Source organism: Ruegeria sp. AA3 (genome assembly GCF_056542905.1).
In genome coordinates this window covers 46,471-68,036 of sequence record NZ_JBQGAQ010000008.1, presented here as the reverse complement: position 1 = coordinate 68,036, position 21,566 = coordinate 46,471, and the positions used below count along the sequence as shown (strand labels likewise).

Sequence of the window (21,566 nt, the reverse complement as noted above, 5' to 3'; positions counted from 1 at the left end):
CAAAACAGGCTTTGCGCCTTTGAGGAACTGTGCCAGTTTGCTAATCATGAGCGGCGCGTCCTCAAAGGCTGAACTTAATCGGCTTGACCAAAAATACGATCAGGCAGCCCCCGGCTGGTCGGATAAGATGCGGCTGCTAGGGTATTTTGATGCCTACCTAGGATTTCTGTCGTCAGATCCGCTTGCAGACTTGGGGCGTAATGCGCTGGATATCGGGTGTGGGACGGGTGCTTTCGCCGAAGCACGCACAGTCATCCGGCCCGAAGGTAACATCGCGCTGCTCGAGCCTTCTGCCCGGATGCTGCACTTGGCGCATTCAGCTTTGCAGCGCCGCGGATTCGATGCGACGCTCATTCAATCCCGATTGGACGATTTTAAACCAGAGGCCCGATTTGACTGCCTACTGGCCGCGCACGTTCTGGAACATTGCGCCGACCCTACTGAGGCTCTGCGCCAAATGCGCGATCTTGCCGAACCCGGTGCGACGCTCTGGCTGGTCGTGAGCAAACCGCATTGGTGCAATGCGATCATCTGGTTTCAGTGGCGGCACCGGACCTACTGGCCAGAGACGGTGGTGGAAATGTTGTCCCGCTCAGGTTGGGACCTGCAAGCTGAACACAGCTTTCCTACCGGGCCTCCTTCGCGCACGTCACGTGGATATCGGGCTACCGCGATCTAGGTCTCGTCTTCGGAACGCTGCGCCTGCAGGATATGCAGGGGAACGATATCCAACGCTCTCTGATGGGTGGCTTCAAGGTGGACCAAGGGTGCACAGCCCTCGTCATAGGCTTGCAAGAAGCGCGACGCACATAGGCACCAGCTATCGCCGGGTTTGAGACCTGGGAAATCGAATTCAGGTCGAGGCGTGCTCAGGTCATTGCCGACATATTTCGAGTACGCCAAAAACTCAGCGGTCATTACTGCGCAAACCGTGTGGCTGCCCTGGTCTTCCGAGCAGGTGTTGCACACGCCGTCACGAAAGAACCCGGTCAGAGGATCGCGAGAGCAAGGGGCGAGTACGCCTCCCAGAACATTGATGCTGTCTAGCTTTTGCATGGCTCCATCTTACAGGCTTTGCGCAATTTTGCGGAACATTTCGACATTCAGCTCGTTGACGCCGGGATCGCGGAACTTTCGGTCAGCGCCAGTTGTCACGATCAAGACCCCGCGTGGCTGGTCGAAATAGATATACTGGCCATAGATGCCGCGCGCCATGAACTCACCCTCATGCGCCCCAACAGGTATCCACCACTGATAGCCATAACCGATCTCGCCGGGGTCTGTCGGGGCGCTAGGCCAAGTAGATGTGTCGATCCAATCCGCAGGTACAATCTGCCGGCCATCGCGTTCGCCACCCTGCAAAATCAACAGCCCGAACCGTGCAAAATCGCGCGTTGTGAAGTTGAGACCGCCTAAAACAAATGCAACGCCTGCGCCATCGGTGATGTAGTAGCCGTCCCGCTCCAACCCGAGCGGCTCGATCACTTTCTCGGTCAGCAGCTCTGCGACGCTGCGCCCTGTCGCGCCCCGGATAACCATTCCGATTACATGGGTGTCTATGGACACATATTGCCAAGTTTCGCCCGGCGCGACGAAGCTGTCTTGCAATGAGGCTGCAAAATCATCCAACTCACCCCCCAAGGCAACGACGCGCCCCATTCGGTTTATATCAGAATTGTAGTCCAGATAGTCTTCGTCGAAGGTCACACCGCTGGCCATGTTCAGCACATTGCGGATCGTCGCAGTCTCATATGCGCTTTCCTTGAGATCTGGGGCGTATTGTACAACCGGGTCATCCAGCGATGAAATTGCGCCCTCTGCCATCAGAATACCGAACAGGGCCGACAAATAGCTTTTTGCAACTGACCACGAAATCCTCCGGTCATCGGGTCCGGTGCCCAGATAATATTCCTCAAACCGGATCGCTCCGTCTTGCATCACAAGCAAAGAAGTTACCGCGCGATCTTCGATCCACTGGTCAGTTCCATCGGGCAGATCGAAACCGGGGCCATAAGGCAGTTCCCAGGTCGGGCCGTCACCGCGCGGCAAATCGGTGGTCAGAAACGCCTCGTCCATGTGCGAAAAATTATACACGATCTTTTCTTCTGAAAACAAAGAGTTCACGGCCATCAGGCGTTGAATCTCTTCGCGTTTCCAAAAGCCGACCACCAACGCAGCTAACGCCAGAGCCAACACAAGACGTAGCAGCCACTTAAAAGCAGATCTCATCCGAAGTCTCCCATTACACCTAACAGTGGACCCCGGTCAGTTCCATTACGCAATTACTACGTTGCGGAAGCATTACCTAAATTTGTCCAACAGCTTCTGCATGGCTGAACGCTCATCTGGCACAGATGCGGCCTCGGCGCTCGTTTTAGGGAGGCTTTCAGGTTTGCCAGACTGCTTCGACGATCTTGGCGGAGCGGTTCGCAAAGCAACAGCATTCATGAACTTGCCGCTTTCGTCATCGGCAAGATAATCCGCACCATCCGAAACCCCGCGCAGGACGCTATCCAGCCAGTCTGCATCGGCTTTGGCAAAATCACTCAGAACATAGGGTGAGACCATTTCCTTACGGCCCGGATGCCCAATGCCCAGCCGCACGCGATCATAGGCCGGGCTGATATGTTCGTGGATCGACCGCAACCCGTTATGTCCCGCATGTCCGCCGCCAGCTTTCACACGTACCTTGCCCGGGGCCAAATCAAGCTCATCATGGAAGACGGTCACATCGGTCGAATCGAGTTTGTAGAACCGCATTGCCTCGCCCACGGACTGGCCCGAACGGTTCATAAATGTCTGAGGTTTGACCAGCAGCACTTTCTGCCCACCCAAGCGACCTTCGGCGATCTCAGCCTGAAACTTAGATTTCCACGGGCCAAAGCCATGGTCTTCGGCGATCCGCTCCAATGCCATAAACCCGATATTGTGCCGGTTACGGGCGTATTTCTGCCCGGGATTTCCTAAGCCGACAAACAGTTTCATCGCATCGTCCTTAACAGCGTAATCTCAGCGGTTGATGCCACATCTTACCGTCTCGTTTCCAGCCCAACATCTGCATAAAAAAACGGGGCTACAAACGAGCCCCGTTACACTATTCGGATAAGATCCGAACTTATTCTTCAGCTTCGTCCTGGCCGATGACTTCAACTTCATCAGCTGCAACTTCGCCCTCTTCAGCCTCTTCATCGTCGCTTGTCGACAGACCGGTGGGTGCCGAGACGTTGGCGATCACGAAGTCACGATCGATGGTTGGTTTGGTGCCAGCAGGCAGATCAACCGAAGAAATGGTGACAACGTCGTTGATTTCCATGCCTGTCAGATCAACGGTGATCTTCTCAGGAATGTCACCCGCGGTGCACAACAGTTCAACTTCCGGGCGCACAACCGTCAGAACGCCACCCTTCTTGATGCCGGGGGCCGCTTCTTCGTTGACGAATTCAACAGGTATGAACAGCGCGATCTTTGTGGTCCGACGCAGGCGCATCAGGTCCAGGTGGGTCGGCAGGTCTTTGACCACGTCACGCTGAACGTCGCGGCAGATGACGCGAACGTCTTCGTGGCCTTCAACCTTCAGGTTCCACAGGGTCGACTTGAACCGGCCTGCTTTCAGTCGCTTGAACAGGACGTTGAACGGGATTTGGATCGGCAGCGGGTCTTTGTCGCCACCAAACACAATGCCCGGAACCATGCCGTCGCGGCGTGCTTGACGAGCGGCGCCCTTGCCTGTCCCCGTCCGTTCCAGAGCTACGAGATCAGGAATCTCTCCAGCCATGATAATTCTCCAATGTTAGGGCGGGCATCCTCCAAGGCTGTATGCCCGCGTGAAGCCGCGTCCTTAGCTTGATTCAATTGGTTTGGAAAGGGCTTTTTGTGGCCTGAGGAATTTTGCGAGGCTCTGCCTCGCGCTCCGGGATATATAGGGCCAGATGAAGATGGGATCCACTTCTTCATCTGGCTGCAATTATCTCGGGGGAGACGCCCAAAGGGCGGCGGGGGCAGTGTCCCTCTTTTTTATTTATTCGAGGATCAGGCCTGCCAGCGGCCGCCGAAGTCTTCCGGGACCAGAAGATTGTGGCGCCCCAGATCAGCCACGTTGCGCTCACCGCAAAGTGCCATCGTTGTATCGAGCTCTTTCTGGATTACCTCCAAAGCCGTCGTCACGCCTTTCTGACCCATCGCACCCAGCCCATAAACAAAGGCGCGGCCTATGAAGGTTCCTTTGGCCCCAAGCGCCAGAGCCTTTAGCACGTCTTGCCCCGAACGAATGCCGCTATCCAGATGCACTTCGACATCATTGCCAACGGCATCCATGATCTCAGGCAGAACCCGGATTGAACTGAGCGCACCGTCCAGCTGTCGCCCGCCGTGATTTGATACGACGATGGCGTTCGCACCCAGCTTGGCGGCCATCTTTGCGTCTTCGGCGTCCAATATACCCTTGAGGATTACTTTGCCGCCCCACTGTTCCATCAGCTTCTCAACCTTGCCCCAGTCGAGGCTGGGATCGAACTGTTCAGCAGTCCATGTTCCCAGTGAGCGGGTATCGGTGATGCTGTCGACATGACCGACGATGTTACCGAATTCCCGGCGCTTGGCGCCCAGCATTTCGATACCCCAGGCCCATTTTGTCATCAGGTTGGCAATGGTTTTGGGGGTCAGCTTTGGAGGGGCGGAGAGGCCATTCTTCAAGTCCTTGTGTCGCTGACCGAGGATTTGCAGGTCGAGCGTGATCACCAAGGCTGAGCATTTCGCATCCTTCGCGCGCTGGATCAGTCGCCCGACGTAGTCTTGATCCTTCATTGTATAGAGTTGGAACCAGAACGGAGCGGTCGTGTTTTCAGCAACATCTTCGATCGAGTTGATTGACATCGTCGAAAGGGTGAAGGGCACGCCAAAGGCCTCGGCAGCTTTGGCCGCTTTGATCTCACCATCTGCGTGTTGCATGCCTGTGAGACCTACCGGAGCCAGTGCCACCGGCATCGACACATCCTGTCCGATCATCTGCGACGCGGTCGAGCGCCCGGTCATATCTACGGCCACCCGCTGACGCAGGCGGATGTCTTCGAAATCCGAGGTGTTCTCGCGGAATGTTTGTTCCGTCCAACTGCCGCTTTCCGCGTAGTCAAAAAACATGCGTGGAACCCGGCGTTCATAGATCCGTTTGAGATCTTCGATATTGGTTATTGTCGGCATGGATCTGGCTTCCGCAGGATTGGTTAAGTTTCTTTACCAATTTTTCCATCGCCCTGCAATGGCGATCAACTGCGGTTGGTTGCCGCGTGGTTAAAAACGAAAAATACCGCAGCAAGTTGAACGCCTGCTGCGGTGGATACCGATTTGAAATATCATGAGTTATCAGGCGGTGTGCGCGCCGTCAGCAAGTGATTTGACGAAGTCCAACACCTCAGTCACTGGTTTTCCAGACCCGATTTGGCTGACAATCGCGGACCCGACAACGGCGCCATCTGACACGCTGGCAATGTTGCGTGACTTCTCTGGCGTATTGATCCCGAACCCGACAATGACCGGTAAATCGGTTGCGGCTTTGATCCGTGCAACCTCGGGTCCGACATCGGTCGCCTGCGCCTCAGCAGCGCCGGTGATGCCGGTAATCGACACGTAATAAACAAAGCCAGACGTGTTCTGCAGCACGCGAGGTAGGCGGTTATCGTCAGTTGTCGGTGTTGCCAGCCTGATAAAGTTCAACCCGGCAGCCTGTGCTGGCAGGCAAAGCTCTTCGTCTTCTTCAGGTGGCAGGTCGACGACGATCAGCCCGTCAATTCCGGCAGACTTTGCATCCGCCAGAAAGGTCTCAACTCCTCGACTGTAGATCGGGTTGTAGTATCCCATCAGCACAATCGGCGTGGTATCATCGGTTTCGCGGAAAGCGCGCGCTAAATCCAGCGTGCGTTGCAATGTCATCCCGCCATCCAACGCCCGTTGACCAGCGGCCTGGATAGTGGGGCCATCCGCCATCGGGTCGGTAAAGGGCAGGCCCAGTTCGATCACATCGACGCCTGCGCCGGGCAAACCCTTTACGACCTCCAGCGACGTTTCATAGTCGGGATCCCCGGCCATGACATAAGCTACAAATGCCTTTTTGCCCTGTTCTTTCAGAGCGGCGAATTTGGCGTCGATACGGGTCATCGGAAGTCCTTGCACTCGGGTTTGGACCTGATGTGCAGAAACTTTCGCTGAAAATCAATCCCGCTTGGTGGACTAGAGATCAGAACGAGTAATGATACCGCAGCAGTAGTGAGTTCACACCGGGGTTATCGGCCTGCGTACTAGCATTGGATTTGTGCGTGATGGCAACCGACAGTTTGTTCCCACTTTCAAGCGTATAACCAAGACCCAACAGGCTGCGAATCTGAAAACTGCCTCCCAAATCATTCTGGTCGCTTCCTTCGCTATAGTAGCCGGGCATGACGCTGCCTTCGATAAACCATCGGTCGGCAAAGCTATATACTCCGATCAATCCGGCACCAATATGCGTGTCGCCGTCTGTATCAACCGAGAGAGCCCCACCCCATGTTGCGCTGAACCGAGTTGCCTCGTGAAACGGGCGATGCTGATACTCAAGCGAAAAAATGGCCTGATCGTCTCCGTCGCTGTGGGAGTAATCTGCGTAGCCAGCGCCGAAAATGATGGATTGTGCCTGCGCAGAAGTTGCCGCCGCCATCGCGAAGGCCAGAATAACAAGGGGTTTCATCGTACCTACTATGTCCGTCGTTCGTTGGTATTAGTTTTATTGGGGACTGTATGTGCATGAATTCAATGAGGGCAAGAACACAATGTCATGCCAATTTCGTGATGTGGCAGATCAGACTCGGAGGTGGGAGGGAGTGCTACGCCTTGCGCATTGCGCTAGACCTGCCTAGAAGCGGCGCTCGAATGGTATCAGGAGGCCGTCATGGGCTTTAAAATGGGAATCGTGGGTTTGCCGAATGTGGGCAAGTCGACCCTCTTCAATGCGCTGACAAAAACTGCGGCAGCCCAGGCGGCGAATTTCCCATTCTGTACCATCGAACCCAACGTGGGTGATGTTGCTGTTCCTGATGATCGCCTGGACAAATTGGCGGCGATCGCCAGTTCTAAACAGATCATTCCAACGCGCATGACCTTTGTAGATATCGCCGGTCTGGTAAAAGGCGCATCAAAGGGCGAAGGACTTGGCAACCAATTCCTGGCAAATATCCGTGAGACCGATGCGATTGCTCATGTTCTGCGCTGTTTTGAGGATGGTGATGTGACCCATGTGGATGGTCGTGTCGATCCCGTGGCGGATGCGGACACGATCGAAACCGAGCTTATGCTGGCCGATCTGGAAAGTATTGAAAAGCGCCGTGCCAATCTGGTGCGCAAGCTGAAGGGGAACGACAAAGAGGCGCAGCAGCAGGATCGCCTGCTGGCCGAGGCACAGTTGATGCTGGAAAACGGCAAGCCCGCGCGATTGGTCGAAGTCTCGGACGAAGACGCCAAAGCCTGGAAGATGCTGCAGCTGCTGACCACCAAACCGGTGCTCTATGTCTGCAACGTGTCCGAGGAAGAAGCCGCTGAGGGCAATGAATATTCCGCCAAGGTTGCCGAGATGGCAGCTGCGCAGGGCAATGCTCATGTCATCATCAGTGCTAAGATCGAAGAAGAGATCAGCCTGCTGGAAGACGAGGAAGCGCAGATGTTCCTTGAGGAAATGGGGCTAGAAGAACCCGGCCTCGACCGCCTGATCCGCGCTGGTTACGATCTGCTCAAGCTGGAAACCTATTTCACCGTAGGCCCGAAAGAGGCCCGCGCCTGGACCATCCGCACCGGCACCGCCGCACCACAGGCGGCTGGCGTGATCCACGGCGATTTCGAGAAAGGCTTCATCCGCGCCGAGACCATCGCTTATGATGACTATATCGCCGCCAATGGGGAACAGGGCGCGAAAGAAGCGGGCAAGATGCGAGCCGAAGGTAAAGGCTACATCGTCAAGGACGGCGATGTGATGCACTTCTTGTTCAACACTTAAAGGCGGTTTTGGAGTGGTATCACCAAGAGGAAGGAAACTTAGCCAGATCTTTCGCCGATGCGCCTCAAACACTCATATCGTTGTCGCCACAATTGCGAATTAGCGAAGCAATAGATAGGCCCCGACCATAAGCATGGCCACTGCGCCAATTCGCTGAAAATCAATCGACCGAACGTCGGCTTCGAATAGACCAAAATGATCGATGACCATGCCAACTGCAAGCTGGCCGACGACGACGAGAGTTATCGCTGATGTGGCGCCCAGCTTCGGTATGGTTTGACTGAGGGTCAGATAGAGTATTAGGCCCAATACGCCGCTTCCCAACATGTACCAAGGCAGATGCCGCCATTCACTAATGTTTTCGCCGCCGCGAAATATCAACAGTGCTAGCGAAGCGATTGCTCCTCCCAAGTGAACGATGAGGCTGCCCGCGGCACCACCGATACGGCCCCCCATTGAGCCGGCTATTTGCGCTTGAAGACCGACGGCAATGCCGCCGACGAGCCCGATGAAAATGACGAGTAAAGTTTCAAACATGAAGACCTCATTCAAATGCCTTTGAGCGAGGCTATAGAGCTTTGCTGAGTGGGGCGAGTCCGATTAATAGTTCCTGTGCGAGCGCCGTAAATTCTGTTCTCTATTGAGCAAACCGCATATGTGTGGGGTTCAACTTGCCGTCCAGGAAAGTGTCAAATGATCGAAATCCGCGACCTGCAACTGCTGAGCGCATTGGCGCGGCATCGTCATTTCGCAAAAGCGGCTGAGGAGTGTGGCATTTCCCAGCCTGCGTTCTCAATGCGCATCCGTAATCTCGAGGATCGATTGGGTGTCTCTATTGTCCGGCGCGCCAATCGGTTTCAGGGCCTGACCGAAGAGGGCGAGATGATCGTTCAGCGGGCGCGACGCATTCTCGATGACACCAAGGCTTTGGAACAGCAGGTGTTGGCTGCCAAGGGTGAGATCACCGGCACGCTTATTCTGGGCGTGATCCCTACGGCGATTGCCTTCACCGGGCGTCTGACCAAGCGGTTGCGCGACGCCCACCCGCGTATCGTGACCCGGATCGAGACCATGTCCGCGACCGCGATCCAACACCGGTTGGACGAAGGCAGCCTGGACGCGGGTATTACCTATGGCGACAGCATCGGCACCGACTTGCGGCAGGTGCAGCCGCTTTACGAAGAAACCTACGTCCTGTTGGTTCCTTCGCATATGACCGATGAGACAGGCCCGATCCCATGGGCGCGCGTGGCCGAGTTCCCGCTCAGCCTGTTGGAGCCTCAGATGCAGAACCGGCGAATTCTGGACCGGATATTCGCCGAACAGGGCTTGCACCCGGATATTGTGGCCGAGACCAGTGGGTTCACTGCCTCGATGGTTATGGCGCGCGAGGGGCTGGCTGCCACTGTGATCCCGCGCGTGTTGGTGCGGGCGCTGGGGGATTTGAAAGATACCAAAGTGCTGCCTTTGGTCGACCCGGTGGTCAGCAAGCCGATTTGTCTGGCGACCCTGACTCGCGACCCGGAATTGCCCACGGTCGGCGCATTACGTGATGTGGTGGCGTCTTTACGGTGATAATCTGTCGTTATCGTACGATTGAGATATGCGATTTGACGATATGCTGGTCTGATGAGACACGGAGCCTTAATCGGAGGGCATCATGGCACCATTAGATACCAAGCCATCAGGCGCACCCAAGGGCGTCTGGAAGTCAGGTAAAGGCAAAGGGCGACACACGCCTAAAGGCCGTCAGTTCACGGATGAGGCGCAGGCTGAAATCACGCGTCTGCTGGGTGACCGCCCGCGTCGCCGCGACCTGTTGATCGAATTTCTGCATTTGATTCAGGACGAACACGGCCATATCAGCGCCGACCACATTGCCGCCTTGGCGGTTGAGATGCGGATCGGGCAGGCTGAGATTTATGAGACGGCCACCTTCTATGCGCATTTCGACGTGGTGAAGGAAGGCGAGACGCCTCCGCCCGCGCTGACGATCCGGGTCTGTGATTCTCTTTCGTGTGAAATGGCCGGTGCCCAGCAACTTCAAAAGGCGCTTGAAGATGGTCTTGACCCGGCAGAGGTCCGCGTTGTTCGCGCACCTTGTATGGGCCGTTGTGACACCGCGCCTGTTCTTGAGATCGGTCACAATCATATCGATCATGCGACCCCTGAAAAAGTACAGGCGGCGATTGCGGCCGAAGACACGCATGCGCATCTGCCCGACTACGAAGCCTTTGCCGCTTATGAAGCTAATGGCGGCTACGCCAAGCTGAATGAGCTCCGCGACGGCGGTGACTGGGAGAAAGTGCAGGAAGACGTTCTGTCCTCGGGCCTGCGAGGCCTGGGTGGCGCAGGTTTCCCATCCGGCAAGAAATGGGGCTTCGTTCGCATGAACGAAGGTCCGCGCTATCTGGCTGTAAACGGGGATGAGGGCGAGCCCGGCACGTTCAAAGACCGCTTCTACTTGGAGCGTACACCGCATGTCTTCCTCGAAGGTATGCTGATCGCCGCATGGGCAGTCGAGGCCGAGACGTGCTTTATCTACATGCGTGACGAATACCCGGCGGTTCTGGAAATCCTACGCCGTGAGATTGCCGCGCTGGAACAGGCCGGGATTGTTGAGCCCGGCTATATCGATCTGCGCCGCGGCGCCGGAGCTTATATCTGCGGTGAAGAATCCGCGATGATCGAATCGATCGAAGGTAAAAAGGGCCTGCCGCGTCACCGTCCTCCGTTCGTGGCGCAGGTTGGGGTCTTTAACCGCCCGACCTTGGTGCACAATGTCGAGACCCTCTATTGGGTGACCAAAGTTTGCCGCGAAGGGCCTGAATGCCTGAACAGCACCGAAAAGAATGGTCGCAAGGGTTTGCGTAGCTATTCGGTCTCGGGGCGGGTCGCGAAGCCGGGTGTTTACCTTCTGCCTGCTGGCTCGACCATTTTGGATGTGATCGAAGCTGCTGGTGGTATGGCCGAAGGGCAGACCTTCAAGGCTTATCAGCCGGGTGGTCCGTCTTCTGGCCTGTTGCCCGCGTCGATGGATGATATCCCGTTGGATTTCGACACATTGCAACCGCATGGCACCTTCATCGGCTCTGCCGCTGTGGTGGTTCTGTCCGATCAGAATACCGCCCGCGATGCGGCGCTGAACATGCTGCGGTTCTTCGAGGATGAGAGCTGTGGCCAGTGTACGCCCTGCCGGGCGGGATGCGAAAAGGCGGTCAAACTGATGCAGGCCGACAAGTGGGATCAGGACTTGCTCGAGGATCTGTGTCAGGTGATGGGCGATGCCTCGATCTGCGGTCTGGGGCAGGCGGCCCCGAACCCGATCCGCCTTGTCATGAAACATTTCGCTGACGAAATCTGAGGGAGACAGAGCCATGCTTGATGCAAGCCCGAACAAAACCGTCACCTTCAACCTGAACGGCGAAGATGTCACCGTACCCGAAGGCTGGACCATCTGGGAAGCCGCCAAGGGGCAGGGGTTCACTATCCCGCACCTGTGCCACAAGCCACAGCCGGGCTACAAACCCGACGGCAATTGCCGCGCCTGTATGGTCGAGGTGGAAGGCGAGCGCACGCTGGTCGCCTCCTGCATCCGCCCGGCGGCGGAGGGTATGGTCGTGAAGACCGACAGTGATCGGGCCGAGAAATCGCGCGCCATTGTCATGGAGCTGTTGGTCGCGGATCAGCCTGAGGAAGCACACGACACCTCCAGCCACTTCTGGGATATGGCCAAGCTGAACCATGTCAGCGACAGCCGTTTCCCGGCGAAAGAGGCCGAGAAAATCCCGCTGTTGGATGACAGCCACGTTGCGATGCGCGTCAATTTGGATGCCTGCATCAACTGCAACCTCTGCGTCCGGGCCTGCCGCGACGTGCAGGTCAACGACGTGATTGGCATGGCCGGTCGTGGCCACACAGCGCAGGTGGTGTTCGACCAGAACGACCCGATGGGTGCTTCGACCTGTGTGGCTTGTGGTGAATGCGTGCAGGCCTGCCCGACCGGTGCTTTGATGCCCGCCACTGTTCTGGATGAGAACCAGCAGGGCGACAGCAAGGATTACGACAGCGAAACCGAAAGCGTCTGCCCGTTCTGCGGCGTCGGCTGTAAGGTCTCGCTGAAGGTCAAAGACGGCAAGGTCAAATATGTCGAGGGCATCAACGGTCCCGCAAACGAAGGCCGTCTGTGCGTCAAAGGCCGCTTTGGTTTCGACTACATCCACCATCCGCATCGCCTGACCAAGCCGCTGATCCGTCGTGAAGATGCGCCTGAGAAGGGCCTGAATGTCGATCCCGGCAACCTATCAACTCATTTCCGCGAAGCGACTTGGGAAGAGGCGATGGATCTGGCCGCCACCAAGCTGAAGGCTCTGCGCGACGAAGACCCGCGCAGCGTTGCAGGCTTCGGCTCGGCCAAGTGCACCAATGAAGAAGCCTATCTGTTCCAGAAGTTCATCCGTCAGGGTTTCCGCCACAACAACGTCGACCACTGCACCCGTCTGTGCCACGCGTCGTCTGTTGCGGCCCTGATCGAAAACGTCGGCTCCGGCGCTGTTACTGCGACCTTCAACGAGATCGAAAACGCGGATGTGGCGATCATCATCGGGGCCAACCCGATCGAGAACCACCCCGTAGCCGCGACTTACTTCAAGCAGTTCACCAAACGTGGCGGCAAGCTGATCGTGATGGACCCACGCGGCGTCGGCATGCGCAAATTTGCCGATGAAATGCTGCAATTCCGTCCGGGAGCGGATGTCTCGATGCTCAACGCGATCATGAATGTGATTGTGGAAGAGGAACTATACGACAGCCAGTATATCCACCGCTGGACTGAGAACTGGGAAGCCGAGAAAGAGCATCTGGGCCAGTTCACGCCCGAGGCGATGTCGCCGATCTGTGGTATTGAACCGGATCAACTGCGCCGAGTGGCGCGCACCTTTGCACAAGCCAAGGCCGGTCTGATCTTCTGGGGTATGGGCGTCAGCCAGCACATCCACGGAACCGATAATTCGCGCTGCCTGATCTCGCTGGCCTTGATGACCGGTAACGTTGGCAAGCCGGGCGCGGGTCTTCACCCGTTGCGGGGTCAGAACAACGTTCAGGGCGCCTCAGATGCGGGTCTGATCCCGATGTTCCTGCCGGATTATCAGTCAGTCACCGATGACAGCATCCGGGCCAAGTTCAACAATGTTTGGAACGATGAACGCGACTTCTCGAACGAGAAGGGCCTGACGGTAACCGAGATCATCGATCAGGCCTATGCGGGCAACATCAAAGGTATGTACATTCAGGGTGAAAACCCTGCCATGTCTGACCCGGATGTAGGCCACGCGCGTGATGCTCTGGCCAAGCTGGAGCTGATGATCGTGCAGGATATCTTCCTGACCGAAACGGCGAACTATGCCGACATCATCCTGCCCGCCTCGGCGCTCTATGAGAAGAACGGCACCGTGTCCAACACCAACCGTCAGGTACAACGTGTGCGTCCTGCTGTGACGCCTCCGGGTGAGGCGCGCGAGGATTGGAAAATCACTGTCGAGCTTGCGCAGCGCATAGGTCTGAACTGGGAGTACACGGATGTGTCCCAGGTCTTTGCCGAGATGAAGCTGACCATGGCCTCGCTCGACAATATCACTTGGGAAAGGTTGGAGACCGAGACCATCACCTATCCCTCGCTCAGCGAAACCGATCCGGGACAGGCCATCGTGTTCGGCGACGGGTTCCCGCGCGCAGATGGTCGGGCCCGGTTCACCCCGGCCAGCGTCATTCCGCCGGATGAGGCGCCGGATGACGAGTACCCGATGATCGCCACCACGGGCCGGCAGTTGGAACACTGGCACACCGGGTCTATGACCCGCCGGGCCACTGTTTTGGACGCCGTAGAACCTGAAGCGAACTGCTCGATGAACCCGCGTACGTTGAAACTGATGGGGATTGAGCCGGGCGAGATGATCCGTCTGACTACTCGCCGCGGTTCGATTGAAATCATGGTGCGAGCCGACCGAGCGATTGCCGAGGATATGGTGTTTATACCATTCGCCTATGTAGAGGCGGCGGCGAATATCCTGACCAACTCGGCCATCGACCCATACGGTAAGATCCCCGAGTTTAAATTCTCGGCCATTCGTGTCGAAAAGATCGAAGACGCCATCGCGGCGGAATAAACTTCACGTACTCTTAGAAAGGGCGGCTCATTTGAGGTCGCCCTTTTTTGTGATCAGTAATCCCGTTCGAAGAATATACCCAACCCCGTCTCACCCCGGCCATCCACCGTACCACGCACTGTAAAGCTGTCGGTGACGTCCAGGTTCAAATTCACTTCGGTATCGCCTTCGGTATTGACGGTGAAATCGGTATAGAGGTTGTCGCTTAGATATGCGCCTGCCCCAAGGCTGCCACCGCCGCCTTCCGTTGCGCCAAGGTCTACAGTGTCAAGCCCCGTAGCCTCGCGCACGCCCTTGGTTGCATCCCCACCCGCGCCGCTGAGTTGGGCCAGTGAAGCCGCCATCTGGGCGATCACAAAAGGCGACAACTCCGAAAAACGGTTGCCGAACAGCAGCATGGCCAGTGCTTCTTCGGTCGGGCGTTCGGGGTCTGAGAACACGTCCACTTCGGGCGAATCCAGAGGACCTGCGATCTCAATGGTGGCTGTACCGTCCGAGGTGCTGGTCGAAGATTCGAACTCGATATAGGGGGTCAGGTCGCCTTGCAGTGTCACCAGACCCTTGGTCAGCGCAAGACGACGGCCCAGAATGTCGATGTTACCCCGGATCAATTCAATCTGACCCGAGGGGACGACGGATGTAGTGGTTCCGCCAATCTGAATGCGCCCTCCCAATTCGGCGTTGACACCTCGGCCTCGAACAAACACGGCTTTGGGGGCAAGCAGGCCGATGTCCAATGACATGCGCGAGTTGCTTTTGGCTTTGTCTTCGCTTTCGACCAGATTGGCACGTTCCCGCGTCACAAAACCGGCACGGCTTTCGTTAATATGGTCGATTGTTGGGATTGGTGCTGCGCCAACTGCGCCTGCCGCTGCGGCAAGGTTTATGTTGGTTTCGCCAAAGTTTATCTGACCGGCCAGAGCACTGTTTCCAGCCAATGCCCCGGTCAGGGCAATCTGGCCGTTCAATGTGGTCTCATACAAAAGTCTGTCGGTCAGAACGAGATTATTGAGTTTCGTGGTGATCTGAGTGTTGAAGGGCGAAGTCAGATTGATCGGCCCGTTGACGGTGAATCCTCCTCCTGCCCGCAGGCCACCCTGCAGTGCAACAGTTGCACGGCTTTGCGCGATGTTGACCGTTCCGCCGATATCGGTGATCGTTTGCCCCACATCTGGCAGCGCCATTGATGCGCCGGTAGTTGAAATCGTTCCGCTGAGCGCATCCAGTGCAGGCGCCCCTTTCAGGGCTAGATCGAACCGAGCTTTACCTGCCAGACTATTGGGTGAAATAAACGCATTGGCGATACCTATGTTGATACCGCCTTGCATCTTCAAGTCTGCCTCGCCGCTACTTTCATCAAAGGCACCCGCGACCGTAGTGTTGATCTCGGCGGGGCCGTCGGCTTTGGCGTCGATAGTCCACTTGCCTGCATCACGACGAGCATTTCCATTGGCAGACAGGGTTCCAGGGAAATCGGGGATCAGACGTTCGAGCCGATTGATCTTGGCCTCAAAATCAAAGTCGGCTGAACCATTGGTGTCAACGGTTCCCGACAAGTCGGCATAAGAGCTCTCAGGTCCTTGCAAGCGGGCGTTGCCCTCAAGGCCAGACCCGGTCGGGGCGACATTGCCATCAAGTTTTAGCGGGCCGGACAGAGTAGGCGAGACCCGACCCACATTGTCCAGCATGGCCGAGAAATTCAGGCCACCTGCTTCACGGTCCAATCGTCCCGATGCATCTGCAGTCAGTGCTGTTCCGTTCAGATTGAACGTGCGGATGTTAAGACCTTGATCGTCGTTTGCGGCATCCACGTTTAGCGTTGTTCTGCCCTGAACAAGCGCATCAATCACGTTTATACCTGTTCCAAGATCATCCGCGCTGAGGTTGCCAATGATCTCAAAAGTCTTGCTACCTTGCGCGGCTCTGCCTGTGACATCAGCATTGATTGATCCCGTCAGGTCACGCCCGACGAGGCCTGAGAACACTGACAAATCCGGTGCCGTTACCTTGGCACTGCCGTCTACGGCAATGTCGCCGATAGGATCATTAATCGTAGCACCAACCTCAGCGGTCAACGCGGCGCTTTTGATTGTAGCATTTCGGACGACGACCTGATCGCCGGAATGTGCGCCGTCCAGATTGATCGATACCCGGCCTCTCAACAGCGGATCGAACTCACTCATCCCTGTTTCGATATTTGTTCCGATTACGCTGGCCTGGCCGTCAAACTCCAGTGTTTGTACGGTGCCCTTGCCATCCAGCCGGGCCTGCACCGCACCGGAGAGATCACGCTTAGCGAGGCCCGAGAATACCTTCAGATCGGGGGCGTTGACGTTGGCCCGCCCATCGATCGTCATGTTGCCATCAAGGGTCGTGACCGTACCGCTGGCCTGAGCAGTCAGTGCATCACCACTGATCGAAAGCTCCCGTATGGACACGCCATCGGTTCCGCGTTTGGCATCTAACACAATGTCGGTTTCACCGGTGATCATTGGGTCGATATCGTCGCGGCCAGTAACCAAATCGCGCCCGTTTACTGTTAGCTTGCCATCAAAGCTGCGTTCCAGCGGTGAGCCTTTGCCTTCGATTTTGATCGAAGCTTCGCCACCTAGCTGCAGCTGTGCGAGGTTCGAAAACCTCGATAGGTCGGTGGCCTGCAGCAGTGCCGCGCCATCAACCTGCAACCCTGTCTCAAGCCCGCTGATCACGGCATCGGTTTCAAGGGTATAGTCGCTGCCAACCAGTTCGAAACCGGTCAGTTGTAAGGACTGGTCACTGCCATAAACGAACTGTCCATCCAGCGTAATCTGATCCCCAACGGCAGCATTCAGCGCTGGGTCAGTCAAATCGATGCCATCAAGCACGGCCTGGACGTCTCCATCCATCGATAAGCCGCCGGACTGATCCAAGGTGCCCTGCCCAGTAATTCTTGCGTGATCAATATTCAGATTGGGGGTCTCAACGTTGTCAGTTGTCAGGCTCAGATCCCAATAGTTGCCGTTTTCGGAGTTGTACAAGGCCGAAATCTGCGCCGCACCAATGGACGTATCCCCGCCACTGACGGGCAGAACAACTTTGTCGCCTTCTGGTGGCGTGATGCGGCCTTGAAGGGCAACCAGTTGCAAAACACCGCCCGAGGCAAGGCTCACCTCGCTTTTCAGTTCCAATGCTTCTGAGGTGATCTCAATGTCCGAGATGTCCAGCGCACCATCGGAATGGGTGCGCCCGTCCACGAAAAGCCTCGTGTCTGTGCCAAAAAAAATGTCCATCTCTTGGGCCAGGAACGGAGTCAGGTCGCCGCCGACGTCGGCAGTAAATGCAATCCCATCGGATGCAGTGCCATTCTCTTCGGCTGTCCGCAGTCGAACTTGGCCAGATACGCGAAGCTGTTGATCGCTGCTCAGCCCGATATCGGCGTTGAAATCTGATACCGGCCCCGAACCTTTTGCGGTCAGTTTTAGCGGCGGGGCATCGGGGATGGACAGGGCCGTTGCGATCAACCCGCCCGAGGCTTCGGCGACGGTGAGGTCCAGGTCGATCTGGCTGTTATCGTTCTGGAATCCGGCTTTAAGATCAATCGTATCACCCGCTCGATCCAGCCGGTCGATATCCAGCGTTGTATCCAGCGTTCCGTCCGCCAGCGAGAGGTTACCATTCACGGCAAGATCAGCCGCAACGCCGATCAATGGCTCACCCAAAGACAAGTCATCGACCCGAAGCTCGCCAATTTCAATGGAAACCGGAAGCTCGGGCAGTTGAAAGGGTTGGGTCTCAGCTGAAGGCGGCGGTGTGTCCTTAGTCGTCGTGCCCGGGGCACGGGCGATGTCAATCTCTTGCGCCGACAATGTATTGACTGAGAATCGACCCCGCAGCAACGCCAGCCGGTTCCAATCCAGCTCAGCATTTTTGATGGTCAGCCAGACACCTTCGTCATCGGCGACGGTAATTTCCTGAATCGTCGCTCGTGAACTCAGCGCACCTTCCAGACCGATCACCTGAACATTTTGATCATCGCCTGACAGGGTATCCTGCAGGAACCGTTCGATCATGCTACCGCCTTCGTCCTGCGCGGTCGCTCCGAGGGGGACGATGATCACTGCTGAACTCAGCAACAGAGGATATACAAAGCGACGCATCAGAAGGCCTGCCCGATCCCGAGGTAGAACTGCAGCCCATTGCCCGTGTCACCCTGAACTGGGACGGCAAGGTCAAAGCGCAATGGCCCGAAACCGCCCAGATCATAGCGAATACCCAGCCCGGCGCCAGAATGTTCTTCCGCGCCGCTGCCGATGAACGAGGACGTGTCGACGACGCCATAGTCATAGAAGCCGACCAACGAGATTGCGTCGGTGACTTTGCCACGAATTTCAGCTGACAGTCCCAAAAAGGACTTGCCACCAGCCACACCGTCTCCGACTGGAATACCGAGGCTTTCATAGGGCTGACCACGTACCGTTCCGGCGCCGCCTGAGAAGAACAGGAAATCCGGGGTCACGCCGTCTGCGGGCGGGCCCAGCACAGATCCCAGCTGAACGCGCCCGGCGAGCACCAGCCGTCCGCCAGTACCCAGATCGTTATAGGCGCGTCCGTCAAAGAACATCCTCAGGCCAGTGTCAGAACCAGAGAACCCGACAAAGGGCATCACCTGCGAATCCAGATAATAACCTCGTGTGGCGCTGACTTTGCTATCCCGTTCATCCCACTCAGACCGGAAGGGCAGGATGAAGTACCGGAACTTGCGGCCATCGCCATAGGCGTCATCCGCGTCTGACCATTGGAAACCGGCTGAGGCTTCGGCATAAAGACGGTCCGAAAACGTGCGGCGGGCACCATAGGCAAGCGAGGCGATAGTGACGTTGTAATTCTCGGTGTTTCGCCGTTCCAGCAGCGCACTCCAGAAAGTATTGTCGTCTGGGCCGAGCCGGTCAGGTTGATCCAGACGCAGGCCAATGCGCCCATCGATATCCTCGGCGCCGCCAATGTTGCGGATCGCAGCCTCGAACCTTAACCGCTCTGCCCGCCGGAACACATTCCGATGGGTCCACGTGGCAGTTAAATCCAGCCCATCGCGCGAGGCGATCTCGGCCCCGAATGTCAGCCGACGGGGGGGGAGGTCTTCAAATGTGGCATCGAAATCCAAAGTGCCGTCCGGGTTGGGCTCGTCATGTTCCTTTATAGAGACCGTGCTGAACGTGCCGGTGCGCCGCAGCCGGGTTCCAACCTTTTGTACCTGTTCTGGCGAATAAACTTCACCCGAGGGGAAGCCTGCAATTTTTTCGATCGACCGATGGCGAACGTTAGTGTCGCCTTGGATGTTCATTTTGCCGAACCGCAGCCTTGGCCCCGGTGCCAGATCAATTGTGGCATCCAGTCGTGCCTGCGCATGTCGCGCGATTACTTTTTGGTCCGACACCTCTGCCTTTGCGTGGCCCGTATCGCGCCAGCCTTGGACCCCTGCGGATGCTGCTTGCTGGATTGCTCCAGTGGTGGCCGTTTTGCCTGTGGCAAATTCCTCGGGTAGCGCAGTTTCTGGTGCCAATGGTTGAACGACAGCCGTGCCAAATTCGAACTTCGGCCCTGAAGTCACCAATATCGTTGCACGTTTGAACTGGGTCGGAACATTCAAAGAGTTGATATTTGCAGCTTCCTGCCCGTCCAACTTGATGCTGACAACCGGGCTGAAATACCCTTCGTCATACATGATTTGAACGATGGTGCGGTAGTCGGACAGAGCTGCCGACAGAATTTCTAGCGACGTATCCAGTCCACGCGATTCTGAGGTGAAAACCGATGAGGTATCTTCCAGCCGGTCAATCAGATCTTTAGATGCGCCGGGAGCGGAGAGGGTGGTTTCCAGCGCCGATGCAAGATTGGGAGACAATGCCAAAAGAACACAATAAAGCCAGCTTCTCAGAACGCTGCGCGGTCTGCTCCCTATCATTGTCTGGCTCCAACTGCCCCAAGTCGAAATCACTATGGCCGCGAAACAATAGAAATGCGGCTTGTTGAATTCATTTAGAGCATTTGGCGACGCCAAGGGGAAGAACTAAACCAAACTCAGTTGCTATTATTGGCTCGACCGTGTCCCAATTTTTCACAGATCGGCATTTCGGAACCACCTAATGATCGCGTCGCGATCTTCGGGCTCCATGTAAGTGACGTTTGCGGGGGGCATTGCGTGGGTGACGCCGGATTGCATATATATCTGCTGCGCGTTCTGCGCGATGTCGGCCTCGGTTTCCAGCAACACACCTTTGGGTGCCCACAGGATGCCTTCCCAGACAGGCTCACGCGCGTGGCACATGGAACAGCGGCCCAAAACAATGTCGTGCGCTTCTTCAAAGCCATCCGCCGCTGCAAATTTCTGTTCATATGGTGTAAGCTCTTGCGCTTCGGCCTCTTCCAACGGGTCGTGCATAGAAGCGGTCGACAGCCACATGATGGCCATGAACAGCAGTACAGTCACCAGCCAGGTCCAGGTTGGATTACCGGCGCGCGCATGGCGGGTGTTGAAATAGTGGCGAATGGTGACGCCCATCAAAAAGACCAACGCGGCGATGATCCAATTGTACTCGGTGGCAAAGGCCAGCGGGTAGTGGTTCGACAGCATCAGGAACACAACGGGCAAGGTTAGATAGTTGTTGTGGGTAGAACGCAGTTTGGCGATTTTGCCGTACTTGGGATCAGGCGTACGTCCGTTTTTGAGGTCATCCACAACAATGCGCTGGTTTGGCATAATTATGAAGAACACATTCGCCGTCATGATTGTGGCCGTGAAAGCCCCTAGATGCAGCATCATCGCACGGCCGGTGAAGATTTGGTTATAACCCCAGCCCATGGCCACCAGCAGGACAAACAACAGAACCATCAGCAGCGTCGGGCGTTCACCGAGACCAGACTTGCACAGAAAATCATAGACCAGCCAGCCAATGGTCAGCGACGCAGCCGAGATCAGGATGCCCTGCCACAGCGCCAGATCAGCTTTATGCGCATCGATCAGATAAAGCTCGCCGCCAACCCAGTAGACGATCATTAATAGCGCGGCGCCGCTCAGCCAAGTCGCGTAGCTTTCCCATTTGAACCAGGTCAGGTGGTCAGGCATGCGCTCCGGCGCGACAAGATATTTCTGGATGTGATAAAAGCCACCGCCATGGACTTGCCATTCCTCGCCGTCCGCCGGGCCGGGAATATCGCGGTTCAGGCCAAGGTCCAGCGCGATGAAATAGAAGGATGATCCGATCCAGGCGATCGCAGTGATGACGTGCAGCCAGCGCACGCCAAAACCAATCCAATCCCAGAACACGGCGAAGTCGTACATTGATGAGGTCTCCGATTAGTTATCGCCACACTAGGCAAACGGGCTTTTCTTCGGTATTCCCGTATATTGT

General features: G+C 56.5%; 16 protein-coding genes. 5 read left to right on the top strand and 11 right to left on the bottom strand.

All coding sequences use genetic code 11. The annotated features are described in order from the left end of the window. Nucleotides 1–46: 46 nt before the first annotated feature. On the top strand, nt 47–679 hold the full coding sequence (locus ACR0JR_RS14840) for a class I SAM-dependent methyltransferase (protein ID WP_480456800.1): 633 nt from the start codon (nt 47–49) through the stop codon (nt 677–679). Here the strand turns inward: ACR0JR_RS14840 and ACR0JR_RS14835 are convergent. The 7 genes from ACR0JR_RS14835 to ACR0JR_RS14805 form a co-directional block, all read right to left on the bottom strand. Next, entirely contained in the window at nt 676–1,056 is a 381-nt protein-coding gene (locus tag ACR0JR_RS14835; RefSeq protein ID WP_480456798.1) for a DUF2237 family protein, read from the bottom strand. The genes ACR0JR_RS14840 and ACR0JR_RS14835 overlap by 4 nt on opposite strands. Nucleotides 1,057–1,065: 9 nt before the next feature. Beyond that, on the bottom strand, nt 1,066–2,229 hold the full coding sequence (locus ACR0JR_RS14830; protein ID WP_480456796.1) for a serine hydrolase domain-containing protein: 1,164 nt from the start codon (nt 2,227–2,229) through the stop codon (nt 1,066–1,068). Between the two features lie 72 nt (nt 2,230–2,301). Continuing rightward, nucleotides 2,302–2,985 carry an aminoacyl-tRNA hydrolase gene (gene pth, locus ACR0JR_RS14825; protein WP_480456794.1) on the bottom strand — a complete coding sequence of 228 codons (684 nt, stop codon included), beginning with the start codon at nt 2,983–2,985 and terminating at the stop codon, nt 2,302–2,304. 130 nt (nt 2,986–3,115) lie between these two features. Further along, entirely contained in the window at nt 3,116–3,775 is a 660-nt protein-coding gene (locus ACR0JR_RS14820; protein ID WP_480456792.1) for a 50S ribosomal protein L25/general stress protein Ctc, read from the bottom strand. Between the two features lie 254 nt (nt 3,776–4,029). Further along, the gene (locus tag ACR0JR_RS14815; protein WP_480456791.1) at nt 4,030–5,196 is read right to left on the bottom strand and encodes an alpha-hydroxy acid oxidase; all 1,167 of its coding nucleotides are present in this window, start codon (nt 5,194–5,196) and stop codon (nt 4,030–4,032) included. Between the two features lie 162 nt (nt 5,197–5,358). Then, a complete protein-coding gene (trpA, locus tag ACR0JR_RS14810) occupies nt 5,359–6,150 on the bottom strand; it encodes a tryptophan synthase subunit alpha (RefSeq protein WP_480456790.1) in 792 nt (263 codons plus the stop codon). Between the two features lie 79 nt (nt 6,151–6,229). Next, a complete protein-coding gene (locus tag ACR0JR_RS14805; protein ID WP_480456788.1) occupies nt 6,230–6,715 on the bottom strand; it encodes an acyloxyacyl hydrolase in 486 nt (161 codons plus the stop codon). Nucleotides 6,716–6,916: 201 nt separating this feature from the next. On the opposite strand from ACR0JR_RS14805, the gene ychF reads away from it, so the two are divergent. Further along, nucleotides 6,917–8,014, top strand: a complete 1,098-nt coding sequence (gene ychF / locus ACR0JR_RS14800; protein ID WP_480456787.1) for a redox-regulated ATPase YchF — start codon at nt 6,917–6,919, stop codon at nt 8,012–8,014. A 99-nt stretch (nt 8,015–8,113) separates the two neighbouring features. Here the strand turns inward: ychF and ACR0JR_RS14795 are convergent, their stop codons facing one another. Beyond that, nucleotides 8,114–8,551 carry a DMT family transporter gene (locus ACR0JR_RS14795; protein WP_480456786.1) on the bottom strand — a complete coding sequence of 146 codons (438 nt, stop codon included), beginning with the start codon at nt 8,549–8,551 and terminating at the stop codon, nt 8,114–8,116. 156 nt (nt 8,552–8,707) lie between these two features. Here ACR0JR_RS14795 and ACR0JR_RS14790 point away from each other — a divergent pair, with 156 nt between their 5' ends. The 3 genes from ACR0JR_RS14790 to fdhF all read left to right on the top strand — a co-directional run bounded on the left by ACR0JR_RS14790 (nt 8,708) and on the right by fdhF (nt 14,178). Further along, the gene (locus tag ACR0JR_RS14790; RefSeq protein ID WP_010438067.1) at nt 8,708–9,589 is read left to right on the top strand and encodes a LysR family transcriptional regulator; all 882 of its coding nucleotides are present in this window, start codon (nt 8,708–8,710) and stop codon (nt 9,587–9,589) included. A gap of 85 nt (nt 9,590–9,674) precedes the next feature. Beyond that, nucleotides 9,675–11,378, top strand: coding sequence for an NAD(P)H-dependent oxidoreductase subunit E (locus ACR0JR_RS14785; protein ID WP_480456785.1), 1,704 nt, complete (start codon nt 9,675–9,677; stop codon nt 11,376–11,378). A 13-nt stretch (nt 11,379–11,391) separates the two neighbouring features. Next, nucleotides 11,392–14,178 carry a formate dehydrogenase subunit alpha gene (gene fdhF / locus ACR0JR_RS14780; RefSeq protein ID WP_480456784.1) on the top strand — a complete coding sequence of 929 codons (2,787 nt, stop codon included), beginning with the start codon at nt 11,392–11,394 and terminating at the stop codon, nt 14,176–14,178. A gap of 53 nt (nt 14,179–14,231) precedes the next feature. On the opposite strand, the gene ACR0JR_RS14775 is transcribed toward fdhF, so the two are convergent. From ACR0JR_RS14775 to ACR0JR_RS14765, 3 genes are all read right to left on the bottom strand, one after another. After that, on the bottom strand, nt 14,232–18,314 hold the full coding sequence (locus tag ACR0JR_RS14775; RefSeq protein WP_480456782.1) for a translocation/assembly module TamB domain-containing protein: 4,083 nt from the start codon (nt 18,312–18,314) through the stop codon (nt 14,232–14,234). Beyond that, nucleotides 18,314–20,119 (bottom strand): autotransporter assembly complex protein TamA, encoded by a 1,806-nt coding sequence (locus ACR0JR_RS14770; RefSeq protein ID WP_480456781.1) that lies wholly within the window; start codon nt 20,117–20,119, stop codon nt 18,314–18,316. Before ACR0JR_RS14770 ends, ACR0JR_RS14775 begins: the two co-directional genes overlap by 1 nt. A 153-nt stretch (nt 20,120–20,272) precedes the next feature. Continuing rightward, nucleotides 20,273–21,496 (bottom strand): urate hydroxylase PuuD, encoded by a 1,224-nt coding sequence (locus ACR0JR_RS14765; RefSeq protein WP_480456779.1) that lies wholly within the window; start codon nt 21,494–21,496, stop codon nt 20,273–20,275. Nucleotides 21,497–21,566: the final 70 nt, after the last annotated feature.

Coding starts and splice junctions, on each gene's coding strand:
- ACR0JR_RS14770 (WP_480456781.1), bottom strand. CDS start 20,119: ATGATAGGGAGCAGACCGCGCAGCGTTCTGAGAAGCTGGCTTTATTGT.
- fdhF (WP_480456784.1), top strand. CDS start 11,392: ATGCTTGATGCAAGCCCGAACAAAACCGTCACCTTCAACCTGAACGGC.
- ychF (WP_480456787.1), top strand. CDS start 6,917: ATGGGCTTTAAAATGGGAATCGTGGGTTTGCCGAATGTGGGCAAGTCG.
- ACR0JR_RS14840 (WP_480456800.1), top strand. CDS start 47: ATGAGCGGCGCGTCCTCAAAGGCTGAACTTAATCGGCTTGACCAAAAA.
- ACR0JR_RS14785 (WP_480456785.1), top strand. CDS start 9,675: ATGGCACCATTAGATACCAAGCCATCAGGCGCACCCAAGGGCGTCTGG.
- ACR0JR_RS14790 (WP_010438067.1), top strand. CDS start 8,708: ATGATCGAAATCCGCGACCTGCAACTGCTGAGCGCATTGGCGCGGCAT.
- ACR0JR_RS14830 (WP_480456796.1), bottom strand. CDS start 2,229: ATGAGATCTGCTTTTAAGTGGCTGCTACGTCTTGTGTTGGCTCTGGCG.
- ACR0JR_RS14775 (WP_480456782.1), bottom strand. CDS start 18,314: ATGCGTCGCTTTGTATATCCTCTGTTGCTGAGTTCAGCAGTGATCATC.
- ACR0JR_RS14815 (WP_480456791.1), bottom strand. CDS start 5,196: ATGCCGACAATAACCAATATCGAAGATCTCAAACGGATCTATGAACGC.
- ACR0JR_RS14795 (WP_480456786.1), bottom strand. CDS start 8,551: ATGTTTGAAACTTTACTCGTCATTTTCATCGGGCTCGTCGGCGGCATT.
- trpA (WP_480456790.1), bottom strand. CDS start 6,150: ATGACCCGTATCGACGCCAAATTCGCCGCTCTGAAAGAACAGGGCAAA.
- ACR0JR_RS14805 (WP_480456788.1), bottom strand. CDS start 6,715: ATGAAACCCCTTGTTATTCTGGCCTTCGCGATGGCGGCGGCAACTTCT.
- ACR0JR_RS14835 (WP_480456798.1), bottom strand. CDS start 1,056: ATGCAAAAGCTAGACAGCATCAATGTTCTGGGAGGCGTACTCGCCCCT.
- ACR0JR_RS14765 (WP_480456779.1), bottom strand. CDS start 21,496: ATGTACGACTTCGCCGTGTTCTGGGATTGGATTGGTTTTGGCGTGCGC.
- ACR0JR_RS14820 (WP_480456792.1), bottom strand. CDS start 3,775: ATGGCTGGAGAGATTCCTGATCTCGTAGCTCTGGAACGGACGGGGACA.
- pth (WP_480456794.1), bottom strand. CDS start 2,985: ATGAAACTGTTTGTCGGCTTAGGAAATCCCGGGCAGAAATACGCCCGT.